This is a genomic window from Aliidiomarina minuta (assembly GCF_003987145.1).
In the GTDB taxonomy this organism is placed as follows: Bacteria; Pseudomonadota; Gammaproteobacteria; order Enterobacterales; family Alteromonadaceae; genus Aliidiomarina; species Aliidiomarina minuta.
In genome coordinates, this window is the sequence record NZ_PIPL01000001.1 from 1,550,843 (window position 1) to 1,573,967 (window position 23,125).

The window sequence follows — 23,125 nt, forward strand, 5'->3', positions numbered from 1 at the left end:
AAAATGACACAGAGACAGTGGTTTAAATTACATGGGTGGTGTTCTCTGCCTATCTGGATTTTATTCTGTTTTATCTGCATTACCGGAACCATTGCCGTGTTCAGTCACGAACTAACCTGGCTGTTTAATGAGAATGCCCGTGCAGTCAATCCTGAGAACCTGCCCGCTAAACCCATTTATGAATTAATCAACATTGTGGAAAGCCAGTTTTCTACAGCAAATGTGAGCATGGTTCTGGTGTTAGAACCCTACCTGATTAACGCTGTCATTTTTTCAGATGAAAATATTCCCATGGGCATCGCTTATGTAAACCAGTACACCGGTGAGATTCAGGAAGTGAATCAGGGCATTACTTTTATCAGCTTCATGCGTTCCTTACATAGCTGGTTGTTATTTCCCTGGCAGAATGGCTACAGCATTGGCTATTACCTGGTCTCGGCCATGTCTTTTGTGATGATAGGCGCCCTGATAACAGGTTTGGTCATTTACAAAAAGTTCTGGCGCGCTTACACCCAGCCTAAAATACGTGTAAAGCAGGGCAAAAAATCACTGCTTACGGATCTGCACAAGCACGGCGGCGCCTGGTCGATATGGTTTCTTATCCTGATGAGCGTGACCGGGCTCTGGTATTTTACCCAGCAAGTGCTGTGGCACGCAGACATCGATATTGACGAGCACCCGCCTCTTGTTCAGGTCGCGGACGTGCCTTTCGGCGATCGCGCACAACCGCCGGTGTCTGTCGAACAGGCACTGCAGATTGCCGAGGCGCGTTTTCCCGATCTTCGCCCCAGTTTCGTCATCATGCCGGAACACAATCGCGACATGTTCAAAATCATGGGTGGGGGCGACTTTATTTTCTACGACCAGTCTGCCTACCGACTGGATATCAATCCCTGGACTGGTGAAATCGCCCGCACGAAATCTCCAGGCAATATGAACTCATTGCAGAGCATTCAACATCTGGTGGATCCCCTGCACTACGGCACTATTGGCGGCATCTGGACCAAAATTATCTGGTTTATGTTTGGTCTTATTCTTTCTGCCATGTCCATTACCGGCTTTTTAATCTGGGGTTCTCGCACCATGAAAGCCTCGAAAGCACAGCGGCTTGCTGCCTCGCAACACATGCAAAATGAAGGAGCTCACTAATGGCACGGCGTGAAAATACATTCTGGAACCGTAATAAATTCAAACTCAATGGCCTGCTTCTGATCCTGCCGTTTTACTTCCTGTACCAGGCGCTGCAACCCTCTCCATCTCCTGATGTCTGGGATGATCGTCAGGTCGGTCCCTTTAAAGTTGCCTTACAACCACTCAACCATGACGTCCCATACTCTCATCATGATGATTGGGTGAAAGATTTCTCGGTTCACCTCCGTGAAGGCGAAGTTGCCGATATCCGACAGGGGTATGTCAACATTGGTGAAACCGCTATGCCATTGCATGAACTGGAGCAGGACGACGAAGGCATCCTGCATGGCACTGACGTATTACAACATGTGCATGCCATAGCCCCTCAGTTTTTTGAAGTTCAACACCAGGTCTGGCTGACGATTCAAACCTGGGACGGCGATATTCATCAGGCCTACTGGTCCCTTCCTGATGAGTGGCTGGAATAGACCAATACGTGCTTTTGCTAAGTAACACCTCCCTTAAGCCCCGAAGAAATAACGGACAGTATTCGGGGCTTTTTTTTACTTAGCAAGACTCAACCCTCCGATTCGTTGCCATTGCCTGAAGATACCTATCCAGCTAATCACGCGACGCTTCCAGAGCAAGAGGAAGGTAGTGAGCCAGCTGTTTTGTTTCAATGTCCTTTTCAGAGTGAAGTTTGATATGTCTGCGCCCTTTGCCCACTCCCTCCAGGTGACCCAAAGTATCATTAATTTTGGCGCCGTCACTGAACTCTACTGACACATGTTTTTTGTAGGCAAAAACACCGCCAAACTCAACGTCTGAAGTAAAGAGTATGCCACCATATTTTACCTCTTCAGAAACCGGCGAGATCAACTCATGAACCAATGCACGAACACGCTCCACTATTACGTACTGCTCGCCACCGAGCAGACGGATATCTTCTAAAAGTGTTGAAACCGATTTTTTTGCCATGTTGTAACACCCAAATTTAAGTCAGTTTTTCCAGGTGACCTTTACGCTTTGCAAGATTCTCATAGTCCCACTGAATTTCAGTGGCCTTTTTAAGCCAGCGCCGCAAGCAGTGCGCATACTTCCCGGTGCTCAGTTTCCAGTCTATTTGGAAGCACCAGAAAATGGCCGTGCCGACTCCGAGTGCACACTCAGGGCCGTGACCGTAAGCAGGATTAATAACATACCCACAAATTGTGAGGCGACCAGACTTTCGCCTAAAACTACAACACCAAAGAGTGAAGCGGTGACCGGCTCAACCATAGCTACAATGGCGGCTACCGCTGGCAATGTATAATTTAATCCACGAATATAAATAACAAACGATAACCCCGCGCCGAGCACGCCCAAACCTAAAAACAACGGCCAGTCCGAAGTTGTCAGCACCGCTGTGATTTGCGTGTTATCACCCGGCCAGATAAGAATAAGGGTCAATACTGCAAAAGCTATGGCCAGAATCGCCTGAGGGCTGCCATGGGGCGCTGCATACTTGAAGCCAAAAATAAATATGGCGTAGGAAAGTCCGGAAAGAAGCCCGGCACTGACTCCAACCATTGTGAGATCGCTGCCACCGATATCATAAATCTGTGTAAGCAACACAACCCCCACCATCACCAGTCCAATGGACAGCCATTTTATGGGCGTGGGGCTTTCAAGCTGCAAAGCAAAAGAAACCAGGTATACAAATACCGGCGCGCAATACATCAGGGTTGCCGCTACCGCGACACTTCCCTGGTCGATACTGATAAAATAAAAAGCGAAGTTACCGGCTACGCCAAGACCGGCAAGGGCAGACCAGAACCATAATCGACGATTCGCCAGCCCGCTGCCCTGAGGGCGCAGTGCCAACCAGAGAAGAACGCACAACAGGCCGATAACGCCCCGGTAGAAGGAAACTACGAACGCATCCCAGCCATCGGCCATAAGAATACCGCCAATCCCACCAGACAAGCCCCAGAAAAGGGCCGCCAGCGCCACCAAAACTGCACTCGCTCCCGCCATCTGCTCCCCACAAATATAGAGGTTTACTCTACTCTCTAGTTAGCCATCGGCAAAAAATCAAGGTCGGCTTTATAAACTTATTGCGGGGTCCCCACCATGATATTGATAAGTTTCTCTACGATATCGCCCGTATTACTGCGACCTGTTTCATAAAACTTCTGCACATCAACAACCCGAAAACCCACAGCCTGCATAATGTCCTGTGCCGCTGGGATATCGTAGAGATTGAAACCATATGGCACGAAAGGCAGCTCTTTCATAAAGGAACGATCGCCAAAGGCTATGCAAAACAACCCGTCGGGCTGCAACACCCGCCGGATTTCACTCAGGTGATCGGCGGGATGCTCCCAGAAATAGAGGGTATGAACGGTGAGTATTTTATTGAAAGTACCGGGCTCAAACGGCAGTTTATCCGAGCTTCCACTTTGAAAGTTAACGCTTCCCTGCGCCAGCAACTCGCTATTAAGCTGGCTGGCCTGCGCCACCATATCCGCTGACCAGTCCAGGCCGGTATAAATGACCTCTTCCGCCGAACCAACAATATCAGCCGCAAAAGCGCCGTTGCCTGGCCCGATTTCCAGAACCTTATCACCCGACGCTATCTGCAGTAATTCGATGCATTTTTGATTCACTGAACGATTTGCGTCATTCATCTTTAATGCTACATCAGAGGCTTCCTTACCGTTGGGGCAACGTAACTGCGAAGCTATATTCTCGGGTTCCATAACCACTCCCTGTTTGACTCATAAAGATTTAAGACCAGGCAGACCTAACGGGGCTCACTCGTTAACATCGATATCAAAATGAAGAACGTCTTCGCGCTTACCTAATTTACTATACAGAGCAATTGCAGGTTGGTCTTCGACGCCGGTGTCGGCCTGAACATAGATCACGTAGGCACCGCGCTCAGCGGCTATCTTCTTTAACGCCTCTATCAGGGCGGTAGCTATGCCCTCCCTACGATGCCCGGAATCCACAGCAAGATCATAGATATAAATCTCACTGCGTTCCTGCTCGAATTTCTTCAGCTCGTAAGCTGCAAGGCCTCCGACAACCTTTGCATTTTTAAGAGCCGCGAGTGCAATAAAGGAGTTGCCATCTAGCAGTCTCTGCAAATAACCTGCGCTGGGAATATTTCCTGTGTACGTATGCACTTCATTAAAAGCCTTACCGAATGTCTTCAGCATTGCTTCCAGAAGAGGCACATCATTCCGCGTAAGGTAATGAATGCAAAAAGCCATAAATAACTCCCAACCCGTCTCTATCCTCTCAACCGCGGTAAGATTCGAGTCGCCGGACCCGGTTACACTTAGTCGAGGTGAACTCAATCACGTAACAGAAGCGTTGCTCTATTTCCCCGTTAATTGAGATGCCATTAACAGCGCCTACTTTGCCGTGAGACATCGCATGATCAATAGTTACCGTATCGGGTCCACTGCGGCTGCTCACCTGACTGAGGATTTGTTCCGCACTGGTCAGGCTTGCAATGCCGTCATTCCACACAGTTTCAGGATCCAGAACATCGGATAGGAACTCAGTGTCCTTTGCCTCCATAGCAACAGCGATATTCTCTACCATTTTATTCTTCGGCGAATTGCCACAATTCGCGCTTCGATTCACTGTAGTCATACAATGAGCGCGTACACCAGGCCAGCTAGCATCAGACCACACACCGCATAAGCTCCGTTAATGGCATATAGTGCCCAGGGTTTCACCCGCTCATCCACGTTGTACACAGCGCCTTTCATAGCCTCCATAGCAGCAACACCAGCACCCAGAATACAACCTATCACCAGCCCGTCCAGCACGGTTTCACCGCCAGCCCAGCCATACACCAGCGCAAGCACAGCCGTCGTCACTAAGCAGCCAACGAGCGTGAGCAGCATCGTTGCGCCAGCTCCACCGTCTTTAAAATCTTCAGCTGTACGCCCCACAGCATCCAGCCAGCGTTTACTGAAAAGCTTCATGTACCAGAGCCCGCCCAGCATAAAATAGGCAAGCCCGCCGGCAATGATTGCCACAATGTTTAACCAACTACACTCGATCATATCCAGTGTCATAGTTCTCTTCCTCTTCGCATGTATTGTTATGTTTCATGCCGGTCTATCCACTTACCCACCGTGGGCGCTGTGAAGTTCTCCATCGAATTTATGATCTGCTCAGGGCTGGTATCGCTGATAACCAGCTTCCGATGAACAGGTTTAATGAACTCTTCAGATACGGCATGATCCAGAAAACCAATCAGCTGATCGTAATAACCGGCCACATTCAACAATGCGCTCGGCTTTTTATGGAAACCCAGCTGTGCCCAGGTCAGTACTTCAAATATTTCTTCAAGGGTGCCTAAGCCACCGGGGAGCGCGATAAAACCATCAGATAAATCCGCCATCACGGCTTTGCGCTGGTGCATAGATTTCACAACCTGTAGCTTAGTGAGTCCCCCATGAGCTATTTCCTTGTTCATCAAAGCTTCCGGAATAACGCCATAGACTTCCCCACCAGAAGCCAGCATCCGATTCGCCAGTTCGCCCATGATGCCCACACTGGCGCCGCCATAGACCAGGCTGATTCCACGGTCCAGCATGATATCAGCCAGCTCGTGCGCCGCCGCAATGTACTCAGGGCGTTTACCCACACTGGAACCGCAGTAGACACAAATCCTTTTCATATTAACTCCGTTACGTTGTCATTATAGTTGTGATCTAAAGTCCACGTTTGCGCATGGTTATAGCTCAATTATTGAGATTACTAAAAGCACCCACAGGTAGTGCTGGGGAAGCTGATTTTTTAGCGCATGACGATGCCAAAAATGAGATGGCAGAACGTAAAGCCAGAATTCGTAGTCAGGGTTGACGGCTCAACTATGCGAGTCATGCGTGTGCTTCACCAGAAACAGAAGTTTCCACAGTGTCACATTGCTGAAAATCGCAAAAGCCTTTAAGAGCGTCAGCGAATGCTGTCATAACCTGCTCGTGATCAAAGTCATGAGATTCGAAATGCAGTGATTTTATCTCCAGATGCCGGGTTTTACGGTGCACTTTGCAATCCATGCGCCCGACAAACTCATCAGCAAAAAGTAACGGCAGGCAAAAGTAGCCATACTTGCGCTTAGCCGCTGGCACATAACATTCTATCTGGTAATCATACTGAAACAGCGCACTTAGCCGGTCACGCTGAATGACGCTGTTATCAAATGGCGAGAGGATCCGCATGCGCTTGTCGACTTTGGGAAGCGGCTGTTCAAGCGCGCCCTTTTCTACTAGATAAACTTCATCACCGGGCAGTTTTAACTGCTCTAAATCTCCCTGCGCCAGCCTGTCATTTACCAAGTCTTTCATGGCTTTACGCAGTGCTGCATTGCGCCGCAGATAGGTCAGGCCTTTCAATGTCACCACTCCATGGCAGCGTAACTGCTGCTCAAGCATATGAGTGGCAAACTCTTCCATACTCGGCATTTGCGTATTCACATTCGAGGGCAACACCCGCTCGGTGAGATCATAGGTTTTCTGAAAACCTTCACGGTCGCTGACCATGAGATCCCCTTCCATATAGAGCTGCTCCAGCGCCTTTTTGGCAGGTTTCCAGTCCCACCACCCGGCCCGCTTTCGGGAGTTGCTTTCTACATCCCGCGAACGCAACGGGCCTTCCGTTTCTATGCGTCGCAACAGCTCAGCCATGAGCTTTCGATCTGGATTTCGGTTCCAGTGCGTCTGGCCACTTTTAATGGCTGCTTTATAAGGTAACGAGAAGCGGAAATCCTCAATCGGCAAAAACGCGGCTGCATGCGACCAATATTCAAAAATATCGCGATTCAGCAAAAGTTGATGCGTCATGTCCGGTGTGAAATCAGGTACCCGGGCTTGAAACACATGGTGATGCGCCCTTTCCACTACCGAAATACTGTCAATCTGCACATAACCTATGTGGTTAATGGCTTTACGAGCCCCGGCCAGACCCCGCCCAAAGGGCTGTGTCTGCAGCAAACCCTGTGCAGATAGCGTCAGCCGTCGCAGACGTTTCAGATCGCGAGGGCTTATTTCAATCATGGTTGTCTGCAGACTGCCCCGCCTGAGCGGTCCGGCGGTACTTCTGTAATAGCTTGTTCCAGAGTGTTAAGCAGATCCAAAAGATGCTAGCAAAAACGGCGATATCAATAATAAAAAACCACATATTGAAAGGGTCACGGAACAGGGAATAATCAAAGCCCGTGAAATAGAATAAAAGCCTGGTAGCTATGATAGTGGCGACTACCGGAACAATATATTTTACCGGCCAACTTTCGGTTTCTTTTTTCATCTAGTAGCGCTCCTCGCCTGCCTGTCCGTTACCGCTGATATTTTAAGCAATTCTCAAAAATACATAATGGCATATTATCTATGCATGAAAAACCAACAACGCAATCATCTCACTCTGACATTTTAAACATGGCAATAAGCCCGGCTTTATCCTTTGTTTTTATTTCAAACCCTAAAGACTGGTATAGCTTAATAGCGCCCTTATTAGACTCGTACACGTTAAGAGTGAAGTGCGGGGCTTTGTGTTTTTCAGTGCCCTCTTTCATGAGTGCACGACACAGCTGCTTACCAATGCCTTGCCCCCGTAGCTCGGGATCAACGATTAACCTAGCCAGATGAACACCTTGCTCAGCTCGGAGCCGTAATTGACCGAATCCAGCAAGGGCAGTATGAGTGTTAAGCAGGACAAAGCTGCTTTCCTGCGATGCATGTATGTCAGACCATATCAGCTCAGGTGTGGCCGTGTAACAAATGGCAGGCCCGGCCCACATCTGGCATTCGCGTTCGTTTGCCACCCAGTTAAGGATGGTTACAAGATCAGAAGCTTCAGCGGCTCGTAACTCCATAAAGATGAATCCCATAATTAAGTAAGACAGCCGAACACTATGCAGTGTTGGCCGCCTTTTGTTTACACCAAACGGACTGAATTTAAATCACGCTGGAATTATTAATTCAGCACAGGCGTTCTATTCTGCGTCTCAGTGATAGTCGCCAAACTGCACCTCGAAACGGAACATAATACCCGGCGAGGTGCTGAAATTGTTTTCCCGCTTCTGTAGCGCAAAGGGTTCGACTTCATAATAAATCCAGGGCCGCAGCAGACTGCTACGAAAACGCATACTGTATTGGTAGCTCTGTACCTTATGCTGTTCCTGATACTTGCCATTCACTCGTACCAAAGTATGCAACCCCGTCCTGTGTGCCAGACGCCAGAAATGACTCACGCTGTGCGACCATTGCCAGAGCACATCCTGGGCTCGTAATGCTGTGTTGGACTCTATTGTAGAGGTCGCACGCAGCGTAGTATTGCCAGTTAAACGGCGACCCATCTGCAATTCGGACACCACACCGCGACGTTCATCATTGCCACGCCAGTAAAATTCCTGATTGAAGCGACCATGAACACCCCAAATCAAAGGTTGGTTATAACGAAAGCGTGTACGGACAAAAGGTGTACTGCCTCGTATTCCAACATCAGTGCGTGAACTAGCCTGTCTGCCCAGCGCGGTGGCAAAGCGCACCGCAGCACGAGCTTTGCCACGGTCATCAGGGCTTTCAACATCAAGGCGTTCCCGCAACAGGTCATCGTCTTTATCGGCACTGCGCAGAATTAATGACAAGCGGTCAGATATATTATTCAGGCTAATATGACCATCCACTCGGGTTCCCCCGACGTAGCCTTCGTTTTCTTGCCAACGTGAAAAGTACATGGCCCGCACTAAAGTACGCGCTGCATAAGGCAGGCTATCTTCTTCGGCGAAGAAGCTATCAATCCATTGGCCCGGGAAACAGACACCGCGCGAGGCCAGATGATGTGAGCGGTCAGCCGCAGGTAAACGCTCAACGCCCTGCACAGGAACACAGCCAGGGATCAACGGGTAATCCTCATGCAACATGGAAACCCCTAAACGCTCACGTTCCCATAAAATCTGGTTAATACGATAACGGTATGCACGCTCGGCCGAGGGGATGTAGTCAAGAGTAACAGGATCGAGAAACGCATCATCGTCGTCAAATAAAGGTACGTCATCTTCAGGAGGACCTGCATTATACAAGTCCTCCGTAAGTTCAGTGCCTGTATAAGCTGTCCCAGCATAACTGACACAAAACAAGTACAACAGTAATCGCACCTTCCCTGACAGGGGGCGATTCATAATCCGCTCCAACCGATGAAACAAGCTAGTCTATCGAATTATGGTTGCGGCGCAACGTGTGTATTCAGGTTTTGGCATTTGCTCTTCAGACCTTCACCTTATAACCAGTCCGGAATACCCACCAGATGATCGCCAGGAAAAGCGCCAGGAATGAACATATCATTACCAGGCTCCAGACTATGCTGACGTCGGCGACTCCGTAAAAACTCCAACGAAAACCACTGACCAGGTACACCACCGGATTAAACAGGGTCACTGTCTGCCAGAACTCAGGCAGCATGCTAATGGAGTAAAAAGTACCGCCCAGAAAAGCCAGTGGCGTGACTACCATCAGTGGAATGGCCTGCAGCCGTTCAAAACCGTCCGCCATCACACCGATAATAAAACCAAGCAGGCTAAAAGTGATAGCGGTCAGAGAGAGAAATAAAATCATCCAGAATGGATGCATGATTGAGTAATCGACAAATAACCGCGCAGTAAGCAAAATAATAACCCCAAGAATCAAAGATTTGGTGGCCGCGGCTCCCACATAACCGACCACGATTTCGAACGCTGAAACCGGTGCCGAGAGAATTTCGTAAATAGCGCCAGACCACTTCGGCATGTAGATACCGAAAGAAGAATTAGAAGTACTTTCAGTCAGCACCATCAACATAATGAGCCCCGGCACAATAAAGGCGCCGTAACTGATGCCGTCAATGCTGACCATCGCCGAACCTATGGCTGAACCAAACACAATAAAGTACAACGATGTCGATAATACAGGCGAAGCAATGCTCTGCATGGGCGTACGCCAGGTGCGCGCCAGCTCGGATAAATAAATCGCTTTTATGGCATACCAGTTCATGCTTTAGCCTCCACCAGGTTTACAAAGATCTGTTCAAGCGATGTCTGTTCCGTGCGCACATCACTGAGCATAATATTTGCGCGGTTCAACGCCCCTAATACCTCAGTCACTCGATTCTGCTGACTATTGGTATCGTAGGTGTAGGTCATCCGTTGCGCCGCAGCGTCATAGTGAATATCAAAGTCTGCAAATTCGCGAGGTAACGAGGGAACTGGCGTCTGCAGCTGCAAAATAAGCTGTTTTTTACCAAGCGTCTTCATCAGCTGCTCTTTGTTTTCAGTCAGCATAATCTCACCAGCATTAATAATACTGATCCGATCCGCTATTTCTTCAGCTTCTTCGATATAGTGCGTAGTAAGAATAATGGTTACGCCCTGACTACGAAGTTTCGCAACCAGACACCACATGTCGCGGCGTAATTCCACATCCACACCCGCTGTGGGCTCGTCCAGAAATAAAATCTCAGGTTCATGGGCCAGTGCTTTAGCAATCAAAACCCGCCGCTTCATACCACCCGACAGTGACTGCAACTGTTCATCACGTTTATCCCACAACGTTAATGAACGCAGCACCTCTTCCAGATATTCATCGTTAGCCGCTTTACCGAACACCCCGCGGCTAAAGCGCAGCGTATTCCAAACCGTATCAAACATATTGATAGAAAGTTCCTGCGGCACCAGTCCAATCTTACTGCGGGTTTTACGATACTCGCGCACCACATCATAACCACCCACAGAAACAGAACCACTACCGGGGTTTACCAGCCCGCAAATAATGCTTATCAGTGTGGTTTTTCCTGCTCCATTTGGCCCCAGTAGCGCAAGGATCTCGCCGCGCTCTATGCTCAGATTGATATTATTCAGTGCCTGTAGGCCGGAGGGATAGCGCTTACTTAAGTTTTTAACTTCAAGGATATTCTGCATCTTATTCTCCAGGATTTTACGTACTAACTAATCGTTACCGTTCTGCCTGAATCGACAAGAACGGTGGATTAATTATTAACACTGGTCATGCTAATACCTGAAGTTAGGTTTAGGTCAAGAAGGGGTTACCTTTATATATACTTATATATGCTGCCGGGTTAAAAAATCTCATCCAGCAGGCGGCTGTACCGTTCAAAAGCTTCGAATTGAGGCATATGGCCAATGTCTTCAAGCTCGTGCAGATAAGCCTCAGGAATTTGCTCGGCTGCGCGTTTACCGAGTTGATCAAAACGGCCCAATTCATACTCCACACCTTCCTTTTTCCAGCCACGCCCGGGGCCGGTGGTGTCTCGGGTGCCGATAATCAAATCGGTGGGTACCGATAATTGGTCGAACTCATTGACCACAGCTCCGGTAAAGATCATGTCGAAAGTCAGCGCATTATTCCAGGCCACGCGTTCCCAATCCGGTCCGTTTATCCAACCAGCGTGAATCTGAATAAGCGCCTCGTAATCGTCAGACCACTGGCCGTCGTAATAGTGTTCACGCTGGTATTCACGAACGCCAGCAATGGTTTTATCCAGCTCGTTAGCGTAAAAGAAAGCTGGGTCTTTATACTCCACGTAGCGCAGATAGTCTTCCAAACCAATCGGATTCACCAGTACCAGTTTGCTGACCTCATCAGCATGATTCAAGGCATAGCGAGAGGCCAGCATGCCGCCCATGGAATGCCCCATCACGATAAGTTCAGCAATATCTAAGCTGTGCGCCAGCTCCCGGGTGTTATTGACCAGTCCTTCGATGGTGAACTGATAATGCTCGGGTTTGGACGACTTACCAAAACCAATCTGATCAGGCATCAAAACCCCGTAGCCTTTCTCATGCAGATAGTTGGCAGTGTCTTCCCAGTAATCAGCGCCGAAGTTTTTACCATGCAATAACAGCACGGTCGGCTGGCCTTCTTCCGCCGGTAAATGCATGTAGGCCATTTCCAGGCTTTGCCGCTGACTGTCAAACGCAAAGTTGTGCACGTCAAAGGGGTACGAGTAATTACTCAGCCGCTCATCGTATTGCAGCGCCTCATCGTTCGCCATGGCTGAAACAGTCAAACTCAAAAAGCAAACGCTAAGCAGCGTATAAATCCAGTTATGCATGGATAACTCCTTCAGGGCTAATTTAGAGATTTTGTCCGACTCTGGATGCAATAGTTCCGCTGAACTGAGCCTGAGCGGCTTTGAAAAGTGCACCCGACTACAGATTTGATATTCGGGTACTTCACAAGCGTATGGATGTCACACTCCATTTTAATACCTTGTAAGACACTACTACCGCTTGCAAGTCAGATAAGTAATTCTTATTGATGAGTATAGTTGTCAGCAACCTGAATAGCACTATTGCTCAAAAGCTACCTTCCTGAGAGCTTTAACAATCGCTCAGCCTGATTTTTCAGTGCTAGTTTAAGCTCTGTTGGTTCCAAAATGGTGAAGTCAAAAGGGAGCTGGCTTAACCAGAGTGCAAACCAGTAGCTGCTGTCGGTACGAGTGCTAAGTAACAATCCGTCCTGCTGTGGTTGCAGCATGCCAGCCATCGATCCCAGTACCTCAGCAGCCTCGCTTTGGTCAGCGTGTAGCACTACTTTCACTTCAAGGTTACAGGGCATGGCATTCAGACTCTGAATAAAGTACTCCGCAGTATTGAAACCTTCTGGAGGCTCAAAACAGACTTCAAGCAGTTCAACCTGCTGTATATGATCAAGCCTGAAAGTTCTGAGTTCCTGGCGTAAATGACAATAACCGCTCATGTACCAGTGCCCCCGGCGAAACAGCAGCCCATAGGGGTCGACGCGTCTTGAGACCACTTCCTGTTGATGACGGGCGTAGCAGATAGCCACTGAGCGTTGATGCTCAAGAGCATCCAACAGTGGCTGCAAGTGTGGCTGAGGAGCATCCGTAACTGACTCAGGGAACATCAGGCTAATCCGCTCAGAAACTGCCTTAGCCCGGGACTTCAACTTTGCCGGCATTACTCGTTCCAGCTTTGCCTGAACACTGCTCAGCGCCGTTTGAGTACCCGCCAGATGAAGGTTATTTGCAGCCAGTAAACCCAGCGACAATGCAAAGGTTTCTTCGTTGGTAAACATCATAGGAGGCAGTTTAAACCCGGCCACCAACGTATAACCCCCATCGCGTCCCTGTTCCGTTGTAACAGGAACCCCCAGATCCTCGAGAACCCGTATATAACGTCGTACTGTGCGCTTATCAACACCCAACTGTCTGGCTAACTCAGTGCCGGTAAGTTGGCTATTAGACTGCAGTAATTCCAATAAGCTCAGTACGCGGATAGTCGGACCACTCATCTGCATTTTCCTTTAGGTATCTGTTTTTATTTTCCTACTGTAAAAAACAAATATAGCGGATAAGTAGGACGTATTCTGTCCTATATTGGTTTTATAGTGCGGTTCAGACGGAATAAAGCCGTCGTTATATGTTCACAAAATATCTGTTCAACCCAAAAGGAATGCAGACATGCAAGAATTAACTTTATATACCAATCCCAATTCCCGCGCTCGTATCATCCGCTGGCTGCTGGAAGAGCTGAATGTACCTTACCAGGTCAAAGTTATGGAATACGGCGCTGAGATGAAATCGACAGACTTCCTGGCATTGAACCCGATGGGGAAAGTACCTGTGATTACCCACGGCGATCTAGTAGTCACCGAAGTAGCCGCGATTTGCGCCTACCTGGCCGATCAGTTTGCTGAAAAAGGGTTTGCTCCGGCGCCTGACAGCGCCGAGCGTGGCAGCTATTATCGTTGGTTATTTTTTGCCGCCGGTCCGCTGGAAATGGCAACCTCGGCCAAAGCCTACGACTGGCGACTTGATGCCGAAAACGCGCCCGAGGTAGGCTGTGGCCTGTATGAGGATACAATCAATGCGTTGGAAACCGCTTTAAAAAATGGGCCCTACATATGCGGTGAGCAGTTTACCGCCGCCGACATCTACGTCGGCAGCCATATTATCTGGGGCATGGTGTTCAAAACCCTGGAAGAGCGCCCGGCATTTAAGGAATACGCACGACGCCTACAAGCGCGTAAAGCTTACATCCACGCCAGTCATCTGGATGACGCGCTGCAGGAACGAGTACCTCAATAATAACTTAATGCGGTACAGGGAAAGGCAGCATTGAGTTCCGGCTGCCTTCCCTGGTGAAAACCTGATCAACGCTCTATAAAGCACTGCAAGTTATTTATCACGTTATCGTTTATACTTTTGTCTATTGCTTATCCTTCTCGACAACATACTCTGCCACCGAAAGAGCAACATAATAGACACATAATACGATCAGCATACTCCAGACCAGCATTTGATAAGACATGCTGTATCCCATCAACATGACCGCGATAGCCCCACTGAACGAACAAAATACCATCCATGTTCTTCGTTTTATTTTAAAAAACATAATCATTCACCCTTATGTTCTGCTTTATTCTTTTCGACAACAGAATCTACCACCGTAAGAACAACGCAATATATAAAGAACACTAACAATATGCTCCAGATAAACATCTGCGAAGAAATATCATATCCCATCAGCATGACAGCGATAGCAAAACTGAACGAACAGAACAACATCCAGATGGTTCTTTTTATTTTTAAAAACATTAGCATCTCACTCTTATTTTTTATTGGGGACGCACCCCGAGGGTGGGAGCGCCATTTCACTCGAGAATGAGCTATTTGAAGAGAGCATGCGGGTAAGTATAAAGAGTAAAGTGTGCATCCATTTCATGAGTTTTTTTCCCTTTTAAGTAATCACGGTACTCCTACATAATATTTATATATCAATAATATCTTTTTTTTTAAGATTTTTTTGCTATTACCGCCAGACTGTTTAGATATTTTTGCTGCGATCACTGCGCACCCACTACTCTTTCGGATACACAACAAATGCCAGTTTATTGCCATCCGGGTCACGCACATAAGCGGCATAAAAACCTTCTGTATACTGAGGCCGGTAACCTGGCTCTCCTTCCGAGCTACCACCGCAGTTCATAGCTATCTCATAGAGTCGATCCACCTGCTGCGGAGCATTAAACTGAAATGCAGTCATAGTGCCATTGCCGACGCTGGCCTGGTTTCCATCAAAAGGATAACCGACAAAAAACATGGGATAGTTAGAATCATCGGCTTTACCGTATGCTTTGGAAGACTCATCTTTCCAGCATACATCCAGCTGCATTTCAGCGAAGAGCGGATCATAAAATTTCAGGGCTCTCTCAATATCTTTGGTACCAACCATTGTGTAAGCGATCATCAGCAAAACTCCTTCTTAATTTCTGTAAGCAAAAATTCATGGGTTTTCTATATTCTGATGGAAAAAATCCAGCGTGCTTTTAACGGCAGCATTCATGTGACGACGGTGTGGATAAACCAGATACACCGGACTGGGTGGCGGCATGAAATCAGTCAGCAGCTCTGTCATAGTGCCCGCCTGTAGATCCCGGGCCACCTGATATCGAGGCACCATACCGATGCCGACACCTTGCCTCAATGCATTCACAAGTGCCTGAGAGCTATTAACTTTTAAACGTCCGGAAACCGGAATATGTAAGTCACTACCCTGCTCAACAAAATGCCAGTGCGCTCTATCCTGTTGAGCTGCAGGATCCAGACGGCCACCGATGGATGATCTTAAGCCGCTAAGTTACATCACACCTCTGCGGGCAAACGCAGCATAGGAACCATAGTTGGCGAGGTGCCATATTGAATGTTTCCGCAAATTTCAAAACCGTAGCGTTGATACAGTGCAATATTTCTGGGGTTTGAAGATTCAAGATATGCCTCGCTCCCCTCTTTATCGCATTGTTGCAGTGCGTATTTGAGTAATGCAGAACCATGCCCGTTTCCCTGACTGATGGGATCAACGCCTATCAGGGGGAGATACCAATGGGGCTTTGCCGGACGAAAAGAAGCGCTTTTCTCTATAACTTTGAATACGTCTTCTTGCTGCGAATCCGGAACTGTTTCTGCAATAATAGACGCTAGTCGCTCTTCATCCGGGTCTATGCCCGGTGGTAGCCATAACGCAGCCCCTTGTTTGTCGCCAGTAATATAGGCACTGCCCTGTGCAAAGGCTTCGCTTCCAAAGGCGCGTATAAAGCTGGGCATGATAGCAAGATACTGAGCCGCATCGGGCCAGCTCCATCGCGCCATGGGATCGCTGGCAAAGGCCAGGGCTATCGTATGAATAACAGCAGTCTCTTCCTCTGAAGTGGCTGCTCTGATGTCATGATTCAGCATGTTAATCCTGTATATTTTGCTTGTCAGTACTCTATAGACGAATCAGAAGCCTGCCTTTCGACATTCCTCTGTCAGCTATCAGTGACTTGCGCATGAAAGCCAACTGCAATTCGATTCCAGCCGTTAATTTCAATGACCAGCGCTGTTAAATTTGCCAGCTCTTCGTCAGTCAATTGCTCGCTAACATGCTGATAAGTTGCCTCAGCTACTTCTTTAGAGCCGGCAAGTAAGGTCAGACTTTCCGCCCAGCTTAAAGCGGCTTGCTCGCGGACTGAGAACAGCTCGGTTTCCCGCCAGCCCGCTAAAACATCCAGCCGGGTTTGGGCTTCGCCGTCCTCTCTGGCCTCTGCTGCATGCATTTTCATACAAAAAGCGCAGCCATTTAACTGCGAAACTCGCAGCTTTATTAAATGGACCAGTTTAGGTTCTATAACTTGCGCTGCGGCCTCACCTAAATCCAGCAGGCTTTTCAGCAGTTGCGGTTGCAGTTTATACAGTTGTGCCGTTGATAAACGGCTGCCAGATGCAGACATAATAGGTTCTCCTAAGTTCTCACAGAACTCTACTTTAAGCTGCGAGGCTCAGCCTGCCTTGTATAATTGCGACAACTTTCGCTGCCGATACTGGCCCGGACTCTGGCCACAGAACTGGCGAAACTGGCGTACAAAATGAGCCTGGTCGTAATAACCAAGAGAAAAAGCGAGATCCGTTAATCTCTGCTCTGGCCGGGTTCGAATCAGATAACGCGCTCGCTTAAGACGCTGCCATGTATAGAGCTGGCCGGGGGACACGCCGACATGCAGCTGAAACTGACGTTCCAGTGTGCGCCGCCCCACGCCTTTGCTTTTCAAAAAACTACGGATTTCCTGCGGTGCCCTAAGCCCCGCCTCCTGCCAGAACTGAACAGCCCCAGCGACAGGTGCACGCCTTTGCATATGCTGCAGGAAAAAGCTGTCCAATTGCTGGGTATTGAAAGGCCCTTTGTCTGAAACCAACTCACACAATAAAGATAACCATGGTAAACCAGTTAACCCACCCGCCGTTGCTTCCTTCACTTCAGCCATCGACAGCCCGAATAAGGCATAAAAACCACCAGGGGTGAAACGAATTCCCAGACTCTGCTCATCAGGACGCCATAATTGCTGACTATTCACTCTGCTAAGACTGAAATGACATGCCTCTGCCCTGGCATCCTGTAACGGTATAGTCAGAGTCGAACCGCCGTCAGGATACAGCCGATATGACTCTGACTCACCTTGTGGTCGTAATAGGTAGTAGTGCTCAATCCAGGGGCGAAGCGCCGGCGCCGGTCGCCGACTACGCCAGCCCAGTTGGGTTTGCTGTAGCTCACTCAAGCCGAATGCATGAAATGTCATTTGAATACCTCACCCCCCGGGGCCTTCCATATTTACCGCCCTTCCCCACTCATACATTGCCTTGGTATAGATCACTAATGTTAGTTGGTTGTCTTATCGTGAACCAATACACCCAGACAAGAATAGCCACTTGCAGCGGAGCCCGGATAAGTAGATAAACCGGTCCCCATTCATGGCCGCCCATAGGAATATAGTTCAGAGCCGCGTAAATATTCGCCGGGAAAAACAGAATCAGCACCGCCGCCGCTAACCATCCCGCGAGCCGCCTGTAATTTGAAATGAGAAAGCCCAGAGCAATGGTGAACTCTAGCAACCCCGAACCGTACACAAGACCCAAACGCATAGGCACCCAGGACGGTAGCATCTGAACCATAGCCTCGGTTTGCACAAAGTGACCGATGCCGGTAAAGATAAACAACGCACTCAACCCTATCGCGGCTGCGCTTCGGGTATTAAATTCACGATGGCTAGCAGCTGACATCCCCCAGGCCAGCAGGTAGGGGGTCATCATGAGAGCCAGCATAATGATGGGCGTTATCATAGATTAGTATCTCCAATTCATGTACCGATTGCGACTGAGCATGGTGCCTTGTATTACAATAACTACAGCAACCAGACCAGTAACATAAGACTCCACACCAGTTCCTCATGATGCAAGTACCAGAAGGCTGCTAGCAGCCCCGCATAAAGTATGCTTAAAGCGATAGCGACCAGCCCGATAACATAACGTTCCCAACTGATCCTTCGTGGTGAGAGCATCAGCACGAGCCAGGCGGGGATCGTTAATAAACCCGCAGCAGAAAAGAATAATTCAAGTGACATACCATTCCTCATCTAGACACTGTCTAGTTGCGACAAAAGCAAGAATAATTGCTAAACTAGACAGTGTCAAGAATATAGGGAGTCAACTAAATAATGGCCGCAGCTAACAAACCGGGTTACCACCACGGTGATTTGCGAACGAGTTTATTGAAAGCCGCAGAATCCGTTTTACAGGATCGGGGCATGGAGGGCTTTACGCTTCGCGAATGTGCTCGCCGCGCCAATGTTTCGCACGGCGCGCCAGCTCATCATTTCGGTGAGGTGCGCGGGTTAATGTCTGCATTAGCGACTGAGAGCTTCATGCAACTGGATAACTTAATGCAGCACCACAGAAAGGAAGCACCCAGCGACCCTTTTTCTCAGTTACAGGCTGCAGGGCTGGCTTATGTAGAGTACGCGAGTGCTCATCGGGCTCGCTTCCAATTAATGTTTCGCACCGACCGTTTAGACAAAGAAAACGAGAGGTTACAAGAGGCAGGCGAACGGGTTTACGCCCATCTGGACACAACAATGCGACAAGTCAACGAGGATGCAGGAGGAGACGAAAAGCTCCTGGCCGATAAAACAGCCCTTGCCTGGTCACTTGTACATGGTTTTGCTACCTTGCTGCTCGAAAACACCGATTTTGCCGAGCAGGTCCACGCTGACCCAAAAGGGCCTGGCAATATGATGAAACGAATCCTCAGTTTAAGCGGCCTCGCCCTGACCGCTACTTCACCGCCTGAGATTATAAAAAAATAAAACGCGGATCAGCTTATTACTTCATACTTCGAGGCTTATCTTCAGGTTGCCACAGCCCCATCCCGAATCCGTCAGGATCTACAAAATCAGCACTCCACCCACCGGGGGCTTCTTCAACCGGCGTAACTATTGTGACTCCTTTTTCCGAAAGTTCAGCCACTATGTCGTCAATACCACCGTCCGCCAGTTCAAAAACAAGCGCGGGTGTATTGCCGCGTTTGCCTTCCATCTGAAAAAATATAATATCAAGGCCCTCCAGGCTACCTGAGAGCCAGAAGGGATCGGCTCCTCCCTCACGGCTCAAATGAATACCCAGAACGTCCTGATAGAAAGACTCAGTGCGGACAATGTCGGAAACGTAAAAAACCAGGGATACGCGGTGCGGTTTAGGAAGCATTGTGACCTCTTTTTATATGGTAGAAAGCTTATTACTCTCTTGTTGCCGCGCCCGCGGATTTTGTGAGCATCTGACAATAAAAAGATGCCCATCTGGATCGTGACTGGCAAAAACGCCCCCGAGATTACGCAGAAGAGGCCTCAAGGCTTCGCGGATAGCTCCGTAAGAAAGGTTGAGGTTCAGGCTTGTCATATTCTCTGGAATGGCAATGTCACTGCGGGCGAAAGCCTTTCTAATGCCTCGAATACGCTGGCGCAAAGCTGCATCTGAGATAGAAAGAAGATAACTAATCTCAGTACGGGAGTGACCGGAAACAGCCAGAGCCGCCGTCACCCGCAACGCCTTCGGCAAGCTACGCAGAAAAAAAGCAATATCGACAGAAGGTGAAGAAGTCGGAAAATATTCTGCTGCTGAACAATCACTTTGCCAGTGTGTCTCACGAAGCCGACGCCTAAGCGCCGAACGAGCATCAAAGGCAGCACGTCGCTTTATGGCACCCATCATCCAGCGGCGATTTTCAGGTGCAGAAAAATCCAGCCGTCCAGCCGAAATAGCAGCAACCAACACTTCTTGTACAATATCTTCGGCCTCATTTTGCCGTCTCGCATAGCGGCGTGCAGCTTCTAGTAATAGCCTGTACGGTAGCTTCTTAACCATGGATAGCTCACCTTTTAAGTCACCTATGAACCTGACAATGACACAACCCGTTGTTGCTGTCATCACCCAGGTTATCGCGGCAGCAAGATGCAGACTGAGTGCTGCCATCAACAAGGCAAGCGCGCCCCCCAACTCCTGTGCCATCTCTGACATTGCCGACGCAGAACCGGCTTTTTCAGTCGAGCCAGATCTCTACATGCCGGCCATGCCACCCCTGCAATTGATCAACAAACTGAAACACTGGTGGCACGGCCGTCGACGTAAGGGTCAAATCCCATAATCACGCTCGACCCTGGCGATTCTGACGCGAAAATGAGAGTACCACTGCTGATGACCCAGCCGCTGAGCTTCCAGATGTTCCGTATTTTTCTTCCAATTCTTTATGGATTCCAGGTTGTCCCAGTATGAGACCGTAATGCCTAAGTCTTCCTTGACCGATTCAATGCCCAGAAACCCTGGCTGCTGCGCCGCCAGCTCTACCATACGGGTAGCCATATCGTCATAACCCTTGTCACCTGCAGTACGATGACTGCTAAAGATTACAGCGTAATAAGGCGGTTCAGGGGTGGGGGCTATATCTGACATTGAGTCCTCCGGGGATTTAATCCTTAGGCAACTATTCCTGAGGAAACTTATGAACAACCGGGTTTTCTATTACCGTATTGGCTTCGGCGCGCTCGATTATTTTGAGCAATACAGATTGAATCGCTTCATCTTCGCGGGCATCTTTTTCACTGCTAAAGCTTTGTGTTTGCGGTTCAGCACCTTCTTCCGATAAGAAAGTAATAACCACTTCTGTGGCAACCTCAGTAGTGTCACCGAAATAGTCCAAAGACACCTGCGGATAACCTTTAAAACCCCGTTTCACTCGCTTCGAAATACGCTTTTTTGCTTTATCCACATTCATTATTGAATCCTTTGTTTATTCATAATGGCTCCAGAGCTGCAGCACTTTCACCAGAACAGCTTTATTCCGCTTGCCCATGATAACAATTGGCTGATGGGACTCAGCGGTTTCAGCAATCAAGCGATAGGTTTAACTTTCAATCAAACTGTACGCCTTCCTGTACGTACGTCAAGACGGACGCTTTTACCCTGTCTTAGGCGGCACAACTGGGAAGCGTTTCAAAATCACTTTGCATATCATCATCCAATTTGGTGACATCCAGGTTTCTCAGAAATAAGAAAAAGTCTTCCTCATCACTGGTTTTTAAATACAGGTTCAGCCTTGAATCGCCCCAGGAAAAATCATCATCACGACAGGCAGAAACCAGATTCAAATCTATATTGCCAGCACCACCGTCGTGATTTCGACGGTACTCTTTTATCGCTTGCTGAGCGTTATACATGGTAAGTGCGTCTTCTTCTGACAGCTGCATAACTGTGATGCTTTCATTTTCCTTGAGGCCTTTTGTTAAACTATCAGGGAGCCTGTAGTCATCATTAATGATTACGGGAAACTGATGCTTAAAGCTGGTGTCAGGGTCGTCAGTTCGGAAGCTAAAATCTATAACGACATCACCGTCACGCACATTGAGTCCCTCAGGGGTTTTTACCGCAACCAGCAACTGCTGGGGGTCCATCTCCAATGGGTTCAGCCGGACCATTTTAATCATCGTGCCTATTGGAATGCTCGTGCATGCGGTAAGTAGAACCAGTACACCGATTAATAGAACTATTTTATTATTTGTCATCATTAATCCCAATTATAAGGAAGGTCAAAGCCACAACCTGCGATTTATGGGACCCCTGCTTTAACAGGAAGTTGCAATGCCTGGAAATGGCATTTAGGTGTTTATTTGGTCGAAGTCTCACATTCATTTACCAAGAAGGCCGACTAAAATGTATTCAGCTGAAATCATAATTGCAAGGACGCAGTGATGTTAAAATTATCTAAACGCCTTTTTCTCTATTGCCTTATTCATTGCACCTGCACTGTGTTTCCCGTGCAAGCTTCCATGCAGGCCCAGTTAGCACAGGTCTATGAGCAGACAAACGCCAGCCCCGTCAGTGACTATTTAGTCAGTGAAAAATATGACGGTGTACGCGCTATCTGGACCGGCGAACAACTGCTGACCCGCAATGGTAACCAGGTTCCCGCCCCCGAGTGGTTCATTGCGCCCTTACCTGACGTCTGGCTGGATGGTGAGCTCTGGACACAACGGCAGGATTTCGAGGCTTTGAGTTCCATTGTGCGAACCCAGATTCCTGATGATAATGACTGGCGCCAGATCAGTTATATGGTATTTGATATGCCTGATACGCAGCTTCCCTTTGAACAACGCTACAAAAACTACTCAGCCCTGATTAAGCAGATAGATGCTGCGCATATCAAGGCAATAAAGCAGCAGCGTTTTAATTCCCATCATGCCTTAAGCGAGCACCTGCAAGCCCTGGTTGAAGAAGGTGCCGAAGGCCTGATGCTGCATTTAGCCAGCGCCCACCATCGCCCCGGCAGAAACGATGCATTGTTGAAGTTAAAACCTTATTTCGATGCCGAAGCCGAGGTGATTGCGCATTTACCCGGCAGAGGCAAATACACAGATATGCTGGGTGCTTTACGGGTGAGAAATAAGCAAGGAATTGAGTTCTCGGTGGGTACCGGCTTCACCGATGCCGAACGCGCCAATCCCCCACCTATCGGTAGTGTGATTACGTACAAATATCATGGCTACACCAATAACGGCCTGCCACGTTTTGCCAGCTTTCTAAGGATTCGGGACGACCTCGAGTATGAGTGAAGAAA

Annotated in this window: 32 protein-coding genes; 5 read left to right on the forward strand and 27 right to left on the reverse strand. The window is 48.6% G+C overall.

From position 1 onward, the window contains the following. Positions 1-3: 3 nt before the first annotated feature. A complete protein-coding gene (locus CWE09_RS07375; protein WP_126803334.1) occupies positions 4-1,149 on the forward strand; it encodes a PepSY-associated TM helix domain-containing protein in 1,146 nt (381 codons plus the stop codon). Further along, positions 1,149-1,619 carry a hypothetical protein gene (locus CWE09_RS07380; RefSeq protein ID WP_126803335.1) on the forward strand — a complete coding sequence of 157 codons (471 nt, stop codon included), beginning with the start codon at positions 1,149-1,151 and terminating at the stop codon, positions 1,617-1,619. The genes CWE09_RS07375 and CWE09_RS07380 overlap by 1 nt, the downstream gene beginning before the upstream one ends. A 133-nt stretch (positions 1,620-1,752) precedes the next feature. Here CWE09_RS07380 and CWE09_RS07385 read toward each other — a convergent pair whose 3' ends face one another. The 15 genes from CWE09_RS07385 to CWE09_RS07460 form a co-directional block, all read right to left on the reverse strand. Further along, positions 1,753-2,109, reverse strand: coding sequence for a DUF1801 domain-containing protein (locus CWE09_RS07385; protein WP_126803336.1), 357 nt, complete (start codon positions 2,107-2,109; stop codon positions 1,753-1,755). A gap of 141 nt (positions 2,110-2,250) precedes the next feature. Continuing rightward, positions 2,251-3,147, reverse strand: coding sequence for a DMT family transporter (locus tag CWE09_RS07395; RefSeq protein ID WP_126803337.1), 897 nt, complete (start codon positions 3,145-3,147; stop codon positions 2,251-2,253). Between the two features lie 77 nt (positions 3,148-3,224). Next, on the reverse strand, positions 3,225-3,872 hold the full coding sequence (locus tag CWE09_RS07400; protein WP_126803338.1) for a class I SAM-dependent methyltransferase: 648 nt from the start codon (positions 3,870-3,872) through the stop codon (positions 3,225-3,227). Between the two features lie 54 nt (positions 3,873-3,926). Then, the gene (locus tag CWE09_RS07405) at positions 3,927-4,388 is read right to left on the reverse strand and encodes an AAC(3)-I family aminoglycoside N-acetyltransferase (protein ID WP_126803339.1); all 462 of its coding nucleotides are present in this window, start codon (positions 4,386-4,388) and stop codon (positions 3,927-3,929) included. Positions 4,389-4,416: 28 nt separating this feature from the next. Next, positions 4,417-4,725 (reverse strand): hypothetical protein, encoded by a 309-nt coding sequence (locus tag CWE09_RS07410; protein ID WP_126803340.1) that lies wholly within the window; start codon positions 4,723-4,725, stop codon positions 4,417-4,419. 47 nt (positions 4,726-4,772) lie between these two features. Continuing rightward, on the reverse strand, positions 4,773-5,207 hold the full coding sequence (locus CWE09_RS07415; RefSeq protein ID WP_126803341.1) for a DUF1761 domain-containing protein: 435 nt from the start codon (positions 5,205-5,207) through the stop codon (positions 4,773-4,775). Positions 5,208-5,233: 26 nt separating this feature from the next. Further along, a complete protein-coding gene (locus tag CWE09_RS07420) occupies positions 5,234-5,815 on the reverse strand; it encodes an LOG family protein (RefSeq protein WP_126803342.1) in 582 nt (193 codons plus the stop codon). Between the two features lie 202 nt (positions 5,816-6,017). Beyond that, positions 6,018-7,193 (reverse strand): winged helix-turn-helix domain-containing protein, encoded by a 1,176-nt coding sequence (locus tag CWE09_RS07425; protein WP_126803343.1) that lies wholly within the window; start codon positions 7,191-7,193, stop codon positions 6,018-6,020. After that, positions 7,186-7,443, reverse strand: a complete 258-nt coding sequence (locus tag CWE09_RS07430) for a hypothetical protein (protein WP_126803344.1) — start codon at positions 7,441-7,443, stop codon at positions 7,186-7,188. The genes CWE09_RS07425 and CWE09_RS07430 overlap by 8 nt, the downstream gene beginning before the upstream one ends. A gap of 109 nt (positions 7,444-7,552) precedes the next feature. Further along, the gene (locus tag CWE09_RS07435) at positions 7,553-8,008 is read right to left on the reverse strand and encodes a GNAT family N-acetyltransferase (RefSeq protein WP_157982834.1); all 456 of its coding nucleotides are present in this window, start codon (positions 8,006-8,008) and stop codon (positions 7,553-7,555) included. A gap of 132 nt (positions 8,009-8,140) precedes the next feature. Further along, positions 8,141-9,217, reverse strand: coding sequence for a hypothetical protein (locus CWE09_RS07440; RefSeq protein ID WP_126803346.1), 1,077 nt, complete (start codon positions 9,215-9,217; stop codon positions 8,141-8,143). A gap of 184 nt (positions 9,218-9,401) precedes the next feature. Beyond that, on the reverse strand, positions 9,402-10,163 hold the full coding sequence (locus CWE09_RS07445) for an ABC transporter permease (RefSeq protein ID WP_126803347.1): 762 nt from the start codon (positions 10,161-10,163) through the stop codon (positions 9,402-9,404). Then, positions 10,160-11,086 (reverse strand): ABC transporter ATP-binding protein, encoded by a 927-nt coding sequence (locus tag CWE09_RS07450; RefSeq protein ID WP_126803348.1) that lies wholly within the window; start codon positions 11,084-11,086, stop codon positions 10,160-10,162. The genes CWE09_RS07445 and CWE09_RS07450 overlap by 4 nt, the downstream gene beginning before the upstream one ends. A gap of 158 nt (positions 11,087-11,244) precedes the next feature. Continuing rightward, positions 11,245-12,240: an alpha/beta hydrolase gene (locus CWE09_RS07455; RefSeq protein WP_126803349.1), complete on the reverse strand. Its 996-nt coding sequence runs from the start codon at positions 12,238-12,240 to the stop codon at positions 11,245-11,247. Between the two features lie 251 nt (positions 12,241-12,491). Then, the gene (locus tag CWE09_RS07460) at positions 12,492-13,442 is read right to left on the reverse strand and encodes a helix-turn-helix transcriptional regulator (RefSeq protein ID WP_126803350.1); all 951 of its coding nucleotides are present in this window, start codon (positions 13,440-13,442) and stop codon (positions 12,492-12,494) included. Positions 13,443-13,611: 169 nt separating this feature from the next. Between CWE09_RS07460 and CWE09_RS07465 the strand changes: the two genes are divergently transcribed. Then, a complete protein-coding gene (locus CWE09_RS07465) occupies positions 13,612-14,238 on the forward strand; it encodes a glutathione S-transferase family protein (RefSeq protein ID WP_126803351.1) in 627 nt (208 codons plus the stop codon). A 772-nt stretch (positions 14,239-15,010) separates the two neighbouring features. On the opposite strand, the gene CWE09_RS07470 is transcribed toward CWE09_RS07465, so the two are convergent. The 7 genes from CWE09_RS07470 to CWE09_RS07500 all read right to left on the reverse strand — a co-directional run bounded on the left by CWE09_RS07470 (position 15,011) and on the right by CWE09_RS07500 (position 18,584). Next, on the reverse strand, positions 15,011-15,400 hold the full coding sequence (locus tag CWE09_RS07470; protein ID WP_126803352.1) for a VOC family protein: 390 nt from the start codon (positions 15,398-15,400) through the stop codon (positions 15,011-15,013). Positions 15,401-15,436: 36 nt separating this feature from the next. Next, positions 15,437-15,769 carry a LysR substrate-binding domain-containing protein gene (locus CWE09_RS07475; protein ID WP_126803353.1) on the reverse strand — a complete coding sequence of 111 codons (333 nt, stop codon included), beginning with the start codon at positions 15,767-15,769 and terminating at the stop codon, positions 15,437-15,439. A gap of 26 nt (positions 15,770-15,795) precedes the next feature. After that, a complete protein-coding gene (locus tag CWE09_RS07480; RefSeq protein WP_126803354.1) occupies positions 15,796-16,386 on the reverse strand; it encodes a GNAT family N-acetyltransferase in 591 nt (196 codons plus the stop codon). Positions 16,387-16,457: 71 nt separating this feature from the next. Further along, positions 16,458-16,919: a carboxymuconolactone decarboxylase family protein gene (locus CWE09_RS07485; RefSeq protein ID WP_126803355.1), complete on the reverse strand. Its 462-nt coding sequence runs from the start codon at positions 16,917-16,919 to the stop codon at positions 16,458-16,460. A gap of 48 nt (positions 16,920-16,967) precedes the next feature. Next, positions 16,968-17,762: a helix-turn-helix domain-containing protein gene (locus CWE09_RS07490; protein ID WP_126803356.1), complete on the reverse strand. Its 795-nt coding sequence runs from the start codon at positions 17,760-17,762 to the stop codon at positions 16,968-16,970. Between the two features lie 49 nt (positions 17,763-17,811). Further along, positions 17,812-18,303 carry a DoxX family protein gene (locus CWE09_RS07495; protein ID WP_126803357.1) on the reverse strand — a complete coding sequence of 164 codons (492 nt, stop codon included), beginning with the start codon at positions 18,301-18,303 and terminating at the stop codon, positions 17,812-17,814. Positions 18,304-18,365: 62 nt separating this feature from the next. Further along, positions 18,366-18,584, reverse strand: a complete 219-nt coding sequence (locus CWE09_RS07500; protein ID WP_126803358.1) for a hypothetical protein — start codon at positions 18,582-18,584, stop codon at positions 18,366-18,368. 93 nt (positions 18,585-18,677) lie between these two features. On the opposite strand from CWE09_RS07500, the gene CWE09_RS07505 reads away from it, so the two are divergent. Then, positions 18,678-19,325, forward strand: a complete 648-nt coding sequence (locus CWE09_RS07505) for a TetR/AcrR family transcriptional regulator (protein WP_126803359.1) — start codon at positions 18,678-18,680, stop codon at positions 19,323-19,325. Positions 19,326-19,341: 16 nt separating this feature from the next. Here CWE09_RS07505 and CWE09_RS07510 read toward each other — a convergent pair whose 3' ends face one another. The 5 genes from CWE09_RS07510 to CWE09_RS07535 form a co-directional block, all read right to left on the reverse strand. Next, on the reverse strand, positions 19,342-19,722 hold the full coding sequence (locus CWE09_RS07510) for a VOC family protein (protein WP_126803360.1): 381 nt from the start codon (positions 19,720-19,722) through the stop codon (positions 19,342-19,344). A gap of 12 nt (positions 19,723-19,734) precedes the next feature. Continuing rightward, the gene (locus CWE09_RS07515; RefSeq protein ID WP_198679655.1) at positions 19,735-20,532 is read right to left on the reverse strand and encodes an RNA polymerase sigma factor; all 798 of its coding nucleotides are present in this window, start codon (positions 20,530-20,532) and stop codon (positions 19,735-19,737) included. Between the two features lie 114 nt (positions 20,533-20,646). Continuing rightward, on the reverse strand, positions 20,647-20,964 hold the full coding sequence (locus CWE09_RS07520; RefSeq protein ID WP_126803361.1) for an antibiotic biosynthesis monooxygenase family protein: 318 nt from the start codon (positions 20,962-20,964) through the stop codon (positions 20,647-20,649). Between the two features lie 31 nt (positions 20,965-20,995). Then, entirely contained in the window at positions 20,996-21,286 is a 291-nt protein-coding gene (locus CWE09_RS07525) for a hypothetical protein (RefSeq protein ID WP_198679656.1), read from the reverse strand. 193 nt (positions 21,287-21,479) lie between these two features. Next, a complete protein-coding gene (locus CWE09_RS07535; RefSeq protein ID WP_241974318.1) occupies positions 21,480-21,995 on the reverse strand; it encodes a hypothetical protein in 516 nt (171 codons plus the stop codon). A 264-nt stretch (positions 21,996-22,259) separates the two neighbouring features. Between CWE09_RS07535 and CWE09_RS07540 the strand changes: the two genes are divergently transcribed. Then, on the forward strand, positions 22,260-23,120 hold the full coding sequence (locus tag CWE09_RS07540) for a DNA ligase (protein ID WP_126803363.1): 861 nt from the start codon (positions 22,260-22,262) through the stop codon (positions 23,118-23,120). The last annotated feature ends 5 nt before the right edge of the window (positions 23,121-23,125 follow it).

Excerpts from the sequence above, each read along its gene's own strand:
- CWE09_RS07375 (WP_126803334.1), top strand. The coding sequence starts at position 4 with ATGACACAGAGACAGTGGTTTAAATTACATGGGTGGTGTTCTCTGCCT.
- CWE09_RS07380 (WP_126803335.1), top strand. The coding sequence starts at position 1,149 with ATGGCACGGCGTGAAAATACATTCTGGAACCGTAATAAATTCAAACTC.
- CWE09_RS07385 (WP_126803336.1), bottom strand. The coding sequence starts at position 2,109 with ATGGCAAAAAAATCGGTTTCAACACTTTTAGAAGATATCCGTCTGCTC.
- CWE09_RS07395 (WP_126803337.1), bottom strand. The coding sequence starts at position 3,147 with ATGGCGGGAGCGAGTGCAGTTTTGGTGGCGCTGGCGGCCCTTTTCTGG.
- CWE09_RS07400 (WP_126803338.1), bottom strand. The coding sequence starts at position 3,872 with ATGGAACCCGAGAATATAGCTTCGCAGTTACGTTGCCCCAACGGTAAG.
- CWE09_RS07405 (WP_126803339.1), bottom strand. The coding sequence starts at position 4,388 with ATGGCTTTTTGCATTCATTACCTTACGCGGAATGATGTGCCTCTTCTG.
- CWE09_RS07410 (WP_126803340.1), bottom strand. The coding sequence starts at position 4,725 with ATGGTAGAGAATATCGCTGTTGCTATGGAGGCAAAGGACACTGAGTTC.
- CWE09_RS07415 (WP_126803341.1), bottom strand. The coding sequence starts at position 5,207 with ATGACACTGGATATGATCGAGTGTAGTTGGTTAAACATTGTGGCAATC.
- CWE09_RS07420 (WP_126803342.1), bottom strand. The coding sequence starts at position 5,815 with ATGAAAAGGATTTGTGTCTACTGCGGTTCCAGTGTGGGTAAACGCCCT.
- CWE09_RS07425 (WP_126803343.1), bottom strand. The coding sequence starts at position 7,193 with ATGATTGAAATAAGCCCTCGCGATCTGAAACGTCTGCGACGGCTGACG.
- CWE09_RS07430 (WP_126803344.1), bottom strand. The coding sequence starts at position 7,443 with ATGAAAAAAGAAACCGAAAGTTGGCCGGTAAAATATATTGTTCCGGTA.
- CWE09_RS07435 (WP_157982834.1), bottom strand. The coding sequence starts at position 8,008 with ATGGAGTTACGAGCCGCTGAAGCTTCTGATCTTGTAACCATCCTTAAC.
- CWE09_RS07445 (WP_126803347.1), bottom strand. The coding sequence starts at position 10,163 with ATGAACTGGTATGCCATAAAAGCGATTTATTTATCCGAGCTGGCGCGC.
- CWE09_RS07450 (WP_126803348.1), bottom strand. The coding sequence starts at position 11,086 with ATGCAGAATATCCTTGAAGTTAAAAACTTAAGTAAGCGCTATCCCTCC.
- CWE09_RS07455 (WP_126803349.1), bottom strand. The coding sequence starts at position 12,240 with ATGCATAACTGGATTTATACGCTGCTTAGCGTTTGCTTTTTGAGTTTG.
- CWE09_RS07460 (WP_126803350.1), bottom strand. The coding sequence starts at position 13,442 with ATGAGTGGTCCGACTATCCGCGTACTGAGCTTATTGGAATTACTGCAG.
- CWE09_RS07465 (WP_126803351.1), top strand. The coding sequence starts at position 13,612 with ATGCAAGAATTAACTTTATATACCAATCCCAATTCCCGCGCTCGTATC.
- CWE09_RS07470 (WP_126803352.1), bottom strand. The coding sequence starts at position 15,400 with ATGATCGCTTACACAATGGTTGGTACCAAAGATATTGAGAGAGCCCTG.
- CWE09_RS07480 (WP_126803354.1), bottom strand. The coding sequence starts at position 16,386 with ATGCTGAATCATGACATCAGAGCAGCCACTTCAGAGGAAGAGACTGCT.
- CWE09_RS07485 (WP_126803355.1), bottom strand. The coding sequence starts at position 16,919 with ATGTCTGCATCTGGCAGCCGTTTATCAACGGCACAACTGTATAAACTG.
- CWE09_RS07490 (WP_126803356.1), bottom strand. The coding sequence starts at position 17,762 with ATGACATTTCATGCATTCGGCTTGAGTGAGCTACAGCAAACCCAACTG.
- CWE09_RS07495 (WP_126803357.1), bottom strand. The coding sequence starts at position 18,303 with ATGATAACGCCCATCATTATGCTGGCTCTCATGATGACCCCCTACCTG.
- CWE09_RS07500 (WP_126803358.1), bottom strand. The coding sequence starts at position 18,584 with ATGTCACTTGAATTATTCTTTTCTGCTGCGGGTTTATTAACGATCCCC.
- CWE09_RS07505 (WP_126803359.1), top strand. The coding sequence starts at position 18,678 with ATGGCCGCAGCTAACAAACCGGGTTACCACCACGGTGATTTGCGAACG.
- CWE09_RS07510 (WP_126803360.1), bottom strand. The coding sequence starts at position 19,722 with ATGCTTCCTAAACCGCACCGCGTATCCCTGGTTTTTTACGTTTCCGAC.
- CWE09_RS07515 (WP_198679655.1), bottom strand. The coding sequence starts at position 20,532 with ATGTCAGAGATGGCACAGGAGTTGGGGGGCGCGCTTGCCTTGTTGATG.
- CWE09_RS07520 (WP_126803361.1), bottom strand. The coding sequence starts at position 20,964 with ATGTCAGATATAGCCCCCACCCCTGAACCGCCTTATTACGCTGTAATC.
- CWE09_RS07525 (WP_198679656.1), bottom strand. The coding sequence starts at position 21,286 with ATGAATGTGGATAAAGCAAAAAAGCGTATTTCGAAGCGAGTGAAACGG.
- CWE09_RS07535 (WP_241974318.1), bottom strand. The coding sequence starts at position 21,995 with ATGATTAAAATGGTCCGGCTGAACCCATTGGAGATGGACCCCCAGCAG.
- CWE09_RS07540 (WP_126803363.1), top strand. The coding sequence starts at position 22,260 with ATGTTAAAATTATCTAAACGCCTTTTTCTCTATTGCCTTATTCATTGC.